Source organism: Okeania hirsuta, from assembly GCF_003838195.1.
Taxonomy (GTDB): Bacteria; Cyanobacteriota; Cyanobacteriia; order Cyanobacteriales; family Microcoleaceae; genus Okeania; species Okeania hirsuta.
Window position 1 is genome coordinate 21,101 of sequence record NZ_RCBY01000082.1, and the last position, 7,633, is coordinate 28,733.

Annotated in this window: 8 protein-coding genes and 1 pseudogene; 7 read left to right on the forward strand and 2 right to left on the reverse strand. The window is 36.0% G+C overall.

Annotated elements, in window-relative coordinates; genetic code table 11:
* The first annotated feature begins 154 nt into the window (after positions 1-154).
* Entirely contained in the window at positions 155-1,060 is a 906-nt protein-coding gene (locus D5R40_RS15390; RefSeq protein WP_124154865.1) for an alpha/beta fold hydrolase, read from the forward strand.
* Between the two features lie 385 nt (positions 1,061-1,445).
* Here D5R40_RS15390 and D5R40_RS15395 read toward each other — a convergent pair whose 3' ends face one another.
* On the reverse strand, positions 1,446-1,775 hold the full coding sequence (locus D5R40_RS15395; RefSeq protein ID WP_124154866.1) for a (2Fe-2S) ferredoxin domain-containing protein: 330 nt from the start codon (positions 1,773-1,775) through the stop codon (positions 1,446-1,448).
* Positions 1,776-1,954: 179 nt separating this feature from the next.
* Here D5R40_RS15395 and D5R40_RS15400 point away from each other — a divergent pair, with 179 nt between their 5' ends.
* The 3 genes from D5R40_RS15400 to D5R40_RS15410 all read left to right on the forward strand — a co-directional run bounded on the left by D5R40_RS15400 (position 1,955) and on the right by D5R40_RS15410 (position 4,026).
* Entirely contained in the window at positions 1,955-2,413 is a 459-nt protein-coding gene (locus D5R40_RS15400; RefSeq protein ID WP_124154867.1) for a CBS domain-containing protein, read from the forward strand.
* A 100-nt stretch (positions 2,414-2,513) separates the two neighbouring features.
* Positions 2,514-3,176 carry a phycobilisome degradation protein NblB gene (gene nblB, locus D5R40_RS15405; RefSeq protein ID WP_124142793.1) on the forward strand — a complete coding sequence of 221 codons (663 nt, stop codon included), beginning with the start codon at positions 2,514-2,516 and terminating at the stop codon, positions 3,174-3,176.
* Positions 3,177-3,807: 631 nt separating this feature from the next.
* The gene (locus tag D5R40_RS15410; RefSeq protein ID WP_124142780.1) at positions 3,808-4,026 is read left to right on the forward strand and encodes a ssl0294 family protein; all 219 of its coding nucleotides are present in this window, start codon (positions 3,808-3,810) and stop codon (positions 4,024-4,026) included.
* Between the two features lie 177 nt (positions 4,027-4,203).
* Here D5R40_RS15410 and D5R40_RS15415 read toward each other — a convergent pair whose 3' ends face one another.
* Positions 4,204-4,953 carry a slipin family protein gene (locus D5R40_RS15415; protein WP_124142779.1) on the reverse strand — a complete coding sequence of 250 codons (750 nt, stop codon included), beginning with the start codon at positions 4,951-4,953 and terminating at the stop codon, positions 4,204-4,206.
* 25 nt (positions 4,954-4,978) lie between these two features.
* Here D5R40_RS15415 and D5R40_RS15420 point away from each other — a divergent pair, with 25 nt between their 5' ends.
* From D5R40_RS15420 to D5R40_RS15430, 3 genes and pseudogenes are all read left to right on the forward strand, one after another.
* Positions 4,979-5,350 (forward strand): FkbM family methyltransferase, encoded by a 372-nt coding sequence (locus tag D5R40_RS15420; RefSeq protein WP_240038739.1) that lies wholly within the window; start codon positions 4,979-4,981, stop codon positions 5,348-5,350.
* Between the two features lie 1,013 nt (positions 5,351-6,363).
* Complete coding sequence (locus tag D5R40_RS15425; RefSeq protein WP_124142777.1) at positions 6,364-6,603, forward strand: ribbon-helix-helix domain-containing protein; 240 nt, start codon at positions 6,364-6,366, stop codon at positions 6,601-6,603.
* An 843-nt stretch (positions 6,604-7,446) separates the two neighbouring features.
* Positions 7,447-7,633, forward strand: a pseudogene (locus D5R40_RS15430) (class 1 fructose-bisphosphatase); the annotation flags it as partial.

Genomic DNA, 7,633 nt, shown 5'->3' on the forward strand with positions numbered 1-7,633 from the left:
GTATCTAATATCTACTTAGGTTTCTTGATTTTTGGCCTAGATTTTTTTTAATACATTTTTATCGCTGACGAGAAATATTTTAGAAATAATTTGATCCCACCTTAATTTTGATACAATATTTAATGCAACTTAATAAAAATTTATATTTTGATATATGTTAACTACATCAGCCTCTACTACAACTTCAGTTCCCGGCAGTTATTGGCAATGGCGGGATCAGTCTATCTACTATGTATGTGTATGTGCAGGTAAGTCCGATCCCACAACACCACCAATATTATTAATACATGGCTTTGGAGCATCAACAGACCATTGGCGCAAAAATATTGCATATCTGAGCCAGTTTTTTCAGGTTTGGGCGATCGATTTGCTAGGATTTGGACGTTCAACAAAAGCAAACTGGCAATATAGTGGTCAGCTATGGAGAGAACAACTAAATGACTTTATTACTGAAGTAATTGGTAAACCTGTGGTATTAGCAGGAAATTCTCTGGGAGGTTATGCAGCATTGTGTGTGGCAGCTCAATATCCAAATTCTACAGCAGGTTTAATATTACTGAACAGTGCTGGACCTTTTAGTGAATCTCAACCTACTGCCAAACCTCCCTTGTGGAGAAAAGTTATTTCTCAAAGTATAAAGTGGTTACTCTTACAAGATTGGCCTAGTTTTTTATTATTTCAATGGACGCGACGACGTAGCACTATCAGAAAAACACTACAGAAGGTTTATTTAGACCAAAGTGCTATTACAGAGCAACTAATAGAAGATATATATCGGCCTTCTTGCGATCCTGGTGCAGCTAAAGTCTTTGCTTCTATATTCAAAACTCCATCTGGGGAAAAAGTGGATGTGTTGTTAGGTCAGTTAAACTGTTCCTTGCTCATGCTATGGGGAAAAGCAGATCCTTGGATAAATACTCAAAGTAGAAGTTCCCAGTTTCGTAAGTATTATCCTCAGTTAACAGAATACTTTTTAGAGGCGGGTCATTGTCCTCATGATGAAGTACCAGAACAAGTTAACAAATTAATTAAAGAATGGATGTTCTCAATTGTGAAGTAAGTACCTGTGCAAAATTAATTTAATATTTATAAGCAGGGAGTAGGCGGTAGTCAGTAGAGCACAAAACAGATACTTCTGTGCTTGAGCAATATACTCCTATTTCTGAAATTGTATCTGAACTGATAACTAAGGTTGGGCCAGTCAAAGAAGTATCAGATAATCCTGTTCAGTTGTCATTATTTGAAAGAGCAGCTCCTCTGTAGAAGGCAGTGGCAGGGAGACTCGGACACAGTTAATCAACGAGTGCAGAGGAAACTTAAGTCTACTCGTAAAAAAGTAGCTGATTCCAGTGAAGCGTCAACCTGCCTTGAGTCTTTTGAGCAGCTTAGGTTGTTTAATTCATAGATAGTAATCCTCTATGGTTGAGCAATAGCGAGGATATCAATCAGCAAAAACGAGGATGAATTCTAGGATTAAGCATATCATCTACAGGTTTATTCCCCTGAAAATGTTTTGTAACTATTTTTGGGACATTATCAGGTTTGACTCGGTAATACCAAATTTCATCAGGGGTAACTCTTACTGTAGGGCCAGTGCTACATTGACCAAGACAACCGCTGGCCTGAATATTAACACCCACTATATTTTTTGTCTCAGCTATGAAGGTTTTGAGGACTTCTTGAGAATTGTGGCGCAGACAAGACGTATTTTGGCAGACAAATACACAGCGATCGCGAGAAGTTTCTTCTGGTTTTTGGCCTTCAGATATTGACATTAATCAAAAATTCTTAATATAGCTTTATGCTACATTGTAAGATTTGATTTGAGAAAAGTGCAATTATGGTATGTTGTATATTCTTTTATGATTACTATTGAAGCCAAAACTAAAAAGGAAAATTTTTACTTTTTGACGCTCTCATAGTTATTCCAACTAGAACAAAATCTGAGGTAAACATGACTAAAACTGTAGCAGATGTGATGAGTAATAATCCAATTTCTGTTAAGCCAGAAATGCCTTTAAAAGAGGCAATTAAAATTTTGGCAGAACAACGCATTAGTGGTCTTCCTGTAGTCAATGAACAGGAAAAATTAGTCGGGATCGTATCAGAAACAGATTTGATGTGGCAAGAAAGCGGAGTCACTCCTCCACCCTATATTATGTTGCTAGATAGTGTGATTTTTCTAGAAAATCCAGCTCGTTATGAAAAACAAATTCATAAAGCTTTAGGAGAAACTGTGGGAGAAGTAATGACTAAAGACCCTCTAACTACTACACCGCAAAAATCACTCTCAGCAGCAGCGAGACTCATGCACGAACAGAATATTCATCGGTTACCAGTATTAGATGAAAATGATAAAGTGATTGGTATACTAACTCGTGGGGATATTATTAGAGCTATGGCAAGCGAGTAAGTTTGATTCTATAAAAAATCAATTATGGCAGGGGATCAAAAATCTACTCTAGTTTATAGCTCAGATCATCCAGGAAAATAAAAAAATAAAATTTATGGCAATGAGTGTTACCCCAGATTCAATTAAGCAACTACTAATATCAGAGGATCTAGGCGATCGCTTACGTGGAGTTAATCAATTACGTCAAATAGATTTAGCTACCGCTTTTGAATTAATTCAAACTTCAATCAAAGACCAAGATACTCGTGTTAGATATGCTGCAGTGAGCCAAATGTCAAGCTTAGGTACACAAAATTTAACAATATCTCAAGAAATATTGCGAGACTGTCTGCTCAACGATCCCGAACCAGATGTCCAAGCAGCAGCAGCAGATGCTTTAGGAGCATTAAAACTTACTGAAACTTTTGACGACCTACAACAGGTCTACCAGAATACTCCAGAATGGCTAGTTAAAATGAGCATAGTTGCAGTAGTAGGAGGAATGGGGGAACCAAGAGCATTATCTTTACTAAAAGATGCTCTCCAGTCAGATAATGAACTGATACAGACTATAGCTATTAGTGCTTTAGGGGAACTAGGAAACCCAGAAGCTGTCCCTTTCTTAACACCTTTTGCCACCAATAGTGATTGGCAAATGCGTTATAGACTCGTACAAGCTTTGCATAAATTAGGAGGGCCACAAGCGGAGCAAGTTATCACACAGTTAGCCAACGATCCGGTTGAGCAGGTTGCTCAGGAGGCCAAGGTAGCCCAAAATAGTTAATCACAGCAGAAGGTAGAAGGTTGATTACTTCCTGATCTCAGTTACTCTATCAGTCCACAACCTTTGTAGATATTGCTAGTGAAGTACCCCAACCTACTTCGCTGAGGTTGGGGCTTCCAATTCTCAGGTCAATTCAGGAACGGTCTTATTTGTCTTTCGGGCTTCCCGCTTCATTCGCCGACGCCTCAACCAGCAAGCTGGAATTGGTCTTACTGAGCGTCCATAGGCAAACATCTGCTTTCCGCAGACGTATAGTTTTCCGACATACTTACCTTGGAATTACAGCACTGTGGCTAACCTGCCGGGGCAAGTCTCTTCCCTGAGATCCGCGTTTTACTTTGTATACCTCCAGGTCTAAAAACTGATAGGATATTAGACCATTTATTAAGGTAGCCTTTTAGTCGGTCATGCGGGTCAGCAACCAAGTTTATTATAACACGAATCATCACAAGTTGTCGTCTCGCTATCCATCCCCACCTTCTTCCAACGTGGGGAATTCCGCGAGTTTTGTTAAAAGCTAATTAACTTAATTGAGGCGATAGCTACGATAGTTGCATATTCGGTACGTTAGAATACGAGGGAAAAATTTAGTTTGATTAAATAAATATTCTTTAGCGAGAGGAAAGAGTCTATGTTTCTAGATGAACTAACCCCAGTGGTAAAAGAACTAATTGAACAACCAGTTGCCTTTTTTGGAGGTTTTTTCTCTGGTATGTTCCGACTAAATCTTAATGACGATCCAGTCAAAAGTTGGCTTGAGAAGCAGAATGGTTATACTGCCACTACTAACTCTAATACAGAAGTAAATAGTGACAAAAGTGAAGGTCCTCAATCAATCACTATAGAATAATAAATACACTTCTTGCAGAGGTCAGGGAATTGTTGATTTTATCTCTTGAATTAATTTCATTAAAACTTTTGCAAGAGGTCTAATATTAATACTTACTTTACTTGAAAGCTTTTCCCAACTTCTTTGCATTTTAGAGGTTAGATTAAACAACCGCTTGTTCAGAGGTTGGGATAGTTTTTATTTATCTTTTGAAATAGGCTGAGAAACATCTTTTGCCAAAGATAAAATATCAGATGGAATCATCAAAATAGTAGTAGTATTTTGTTCAGTTCCGATCTCAGCAATCATCTGAATTCTACGTAGTTCTAATGCTACTGGAAACTTAGCAATTTCTCGTGCAGCTTGTGTTAGTTTAATAGTTGATTCATAGTCAGATTCCGCCTTAATCATACGCGCCCTTTTCTCTCTTGCCACTTCAGCTTCTTTTGCCATTGCACGCTGCATTGGTTTAGGAATTTGCAGATTTTTTATTTCTATACGTTCAATTTCTATACCCCAAGGATTTGTAATTTCGTCAACTATTTCACAAATTCTAGAGTTAATTTTATCTCGTTCCTGAAGCAGTTCATCTAGTTTATGTTGCCCAATAATATTACGCAAAGTTGTTAAAGCAGCTTGAGATGTTGCAAAGTTATAATCTTTAACTCTAATTAAAGCTTTCTCGGGATCCCGAATTCGATAATAAAGAACTGCATTGATACCAACAGTAACACTATCTTTTGTCACTGTATCTTGGGATTCAAGATCAATAGTAATAGTTCTTCGGTCTACTTGCTTTATTTGGTCAATAATTAGAATAGTTAAATATACGCCAAGACCTCTTACATGACTAAATATTCCTAGTCTAAAAATTACTGATTTCTGGTATTCAAAATTAATTTTTATACTGGCAGATAATAATACTATTCTTTTAGCAGCAGCTTTCAAAAAAAATCATACTCAGCAAAAATTTATTGCTTTTGAGCCAGAAAAAAATAATTTTTTGATGCTGAAAAAAAACTGTGAAATAAATTATTTATCTTTTGTGGAGTGCTACCAAAAAGGTTTAGGTGAACATCAAGGGTATTTAAATCTAAATATATCAACGAACTCTAATCGCATGATCCATTCCTTTTTATCTAGACCTGGAACTCAAACAGCAGACAAAGTAGAAGTTTCAACTCTTGATGCCATATTCTTTGATCGGCCACAGTATCTTTCACCTAGCTTATTAAAAATAGATGTGGAAGGGTATGAAAATCAAGTTATTAAAGGAGGGCTAAAATGGTTTTGTCAGTTAGATAATTTGGCAATTATATGTGAAGTAACTCCTTATCTGCTTTAAGGACAGGGAATGTCAGTACAAGATTTAATTCTTTCTCTTAAAAAAGATGATTTCTGTGGGGTAATTGATTTTATTTTTTATTATTTGGTTAGATCGTTATCTCAGGTAGCACTAACTTTTGCATTTGCATTCTGTGAAGCTCATAAAAATATTTGAAGGTTTTGTCGTTGCATTTTCAAAAAAATGATGATACAATTTAATTATAAGGGGTTGTTTGCCCATGTGCATGATTTTTTATTCAACCAAAAATAGTGTAGAGGGCAATCGCGAATTTAGTAGAAAAGATTGAAAAATACTCCCTTACTCCCATCATTCAATCTTTCCATCTATACCTCCTCTGCTTAGTGGAAGACCGCAAACATTTTCATTTTCTTAAGCTCCTAAAAATCTCAGAGGATTTCTGGTTGTATCTTCACAATTTTTGTGTTATCATAAAAGTATAAGGAGTTGCTTGCCCATGCGCTTGATTTTTTATTCAACTAATAAATTATGGTTTCAAGGGCGATAGGACTCCGCTCCCCTTTACGACGCACATGAAACGCGATCGCTCCGGTTGTAGAAAGGAAAATCAATGTCAAAGATACGGTTAGGGGTTCTATATAGTGTCTTTGCGTAAGTCCTAAATATACTTGGTTGACTCTACAATAGTAATCTTAAAAGGAATTTCAATTATAGAAAATTTTTTTTCTTTGTAGTAGACCATTTTGGTGTAAAAAAAACACCACAAAAACAAAAAATTAGTGTATATTGTATTTAAGCCTATATAGAGAAGTCCAATTTTCTTGCTGGCTAAACACATTGATTGGTTCTCTATCCATTAGATCGCGTTAACTCCCTTGAAGGTAAATCTCTATAACTATTTTTTTGGAAGAACTACCCCAGTTTATGAACCGGATAACCTGGAGGAGATCAAATCAAAAAAACGTTAAGGGAATACCTGGAGGAGCATCAAATCTAATATTAGACAAACCATCCCAATGTACTTAAAACAGTAAAAGAAGGGCAATTAATTAATGGCAAAACAGAACTCAGCTCAAGCATCTCGTCCCCCTACAAAGCGTATGTCTGTAACTTTACCGACAGACGTAGCTGAAATGTTAGAATTTCTTGCTACTAATCAAGGTATTACTCAAAATGAGGCACTTCGGAAAGCTATTGCAACTGAAGCGTATTTTCAGAAGGAAATAAAGCAAGGTTCTACGGTGCTAATTATGAACTCTGATAAATCAGTAAAAGAGGTAGTTTTCAGATAATAGCTTAGTAGTTAGTTGCTTAATAGTGATATTGGGGACGGGTAAAAATTGTCAATTTTAGCAATTACCAACCTCATTTATTCATGAAAACTAACCAACAATTTAATTCAGAATAAAATGAAAATCAAGATAATGTTTTCTATCTAGGAATACCAGAGAATCTAGAAACAAAAAATCTAGAAACACTAGATGTTGACAGCTATATTCAGAATTATATCTCTGATAAAAACTTAAGCCCTGAGAATAAAAAACACATATATAAATGGGTAAAAATTGAACAGGAGAAGACCAGAAAAAATATTGCTGAAAAACTTTTAGTATTTTTTGGTGGCTCGTTAGGGATTACTTATCTTCTGATTGGTTTGGCATCTATTTCTCCACAATCAGATAAGTCATTTATTAGGGAAATGATACCAATTATTATCGCCCCACAAGTAACATTATTGGGTGTTGCATTGGGCTTTTATTTTAAAAACCAGGGTTAAGATATCTTTAAGGAATAAGATTTTACATTACCCTTTAATTCTTATTCCTAACTAATATAAAATTTGTGTTATTACTGTATTTTCTTTAGTAGATAACACAAACTTTTTTTTGAGATGGGTGTAAAAATAGAAGCGTTTAGAACTTTTTAACTTTTGACTTTTAAAATTTGCTTTTTACTCTTCACAAAGCGACTAACTATCTAAAGTTCATATAAAATTTAGCCTCCTCTTGCTCAAGCCTAAATAAGATAGATAAACGTTAGACATCTCCAGTCTGTAGAAGTCCAAGTAAAGATAAAGCCTTTACAAATCATCTATTCACCACTGGAGCTAATTAATATGGAGGAACTAAATACTTATGGTCAATACCCAGGAAAACCTCCACATTCGTCTGGAGGAAACACAGGCATTAGATCGTGATTGTACAACCTTATCACGTCATGTTCTACAGCAACTTCAGTTCTCACCAGATGCTCAAGATATCAGCGCCCTGATGAATCGAATTGCTTTAGCAGGCAAATTAATCGCTCGTCGTTTGACCCGCG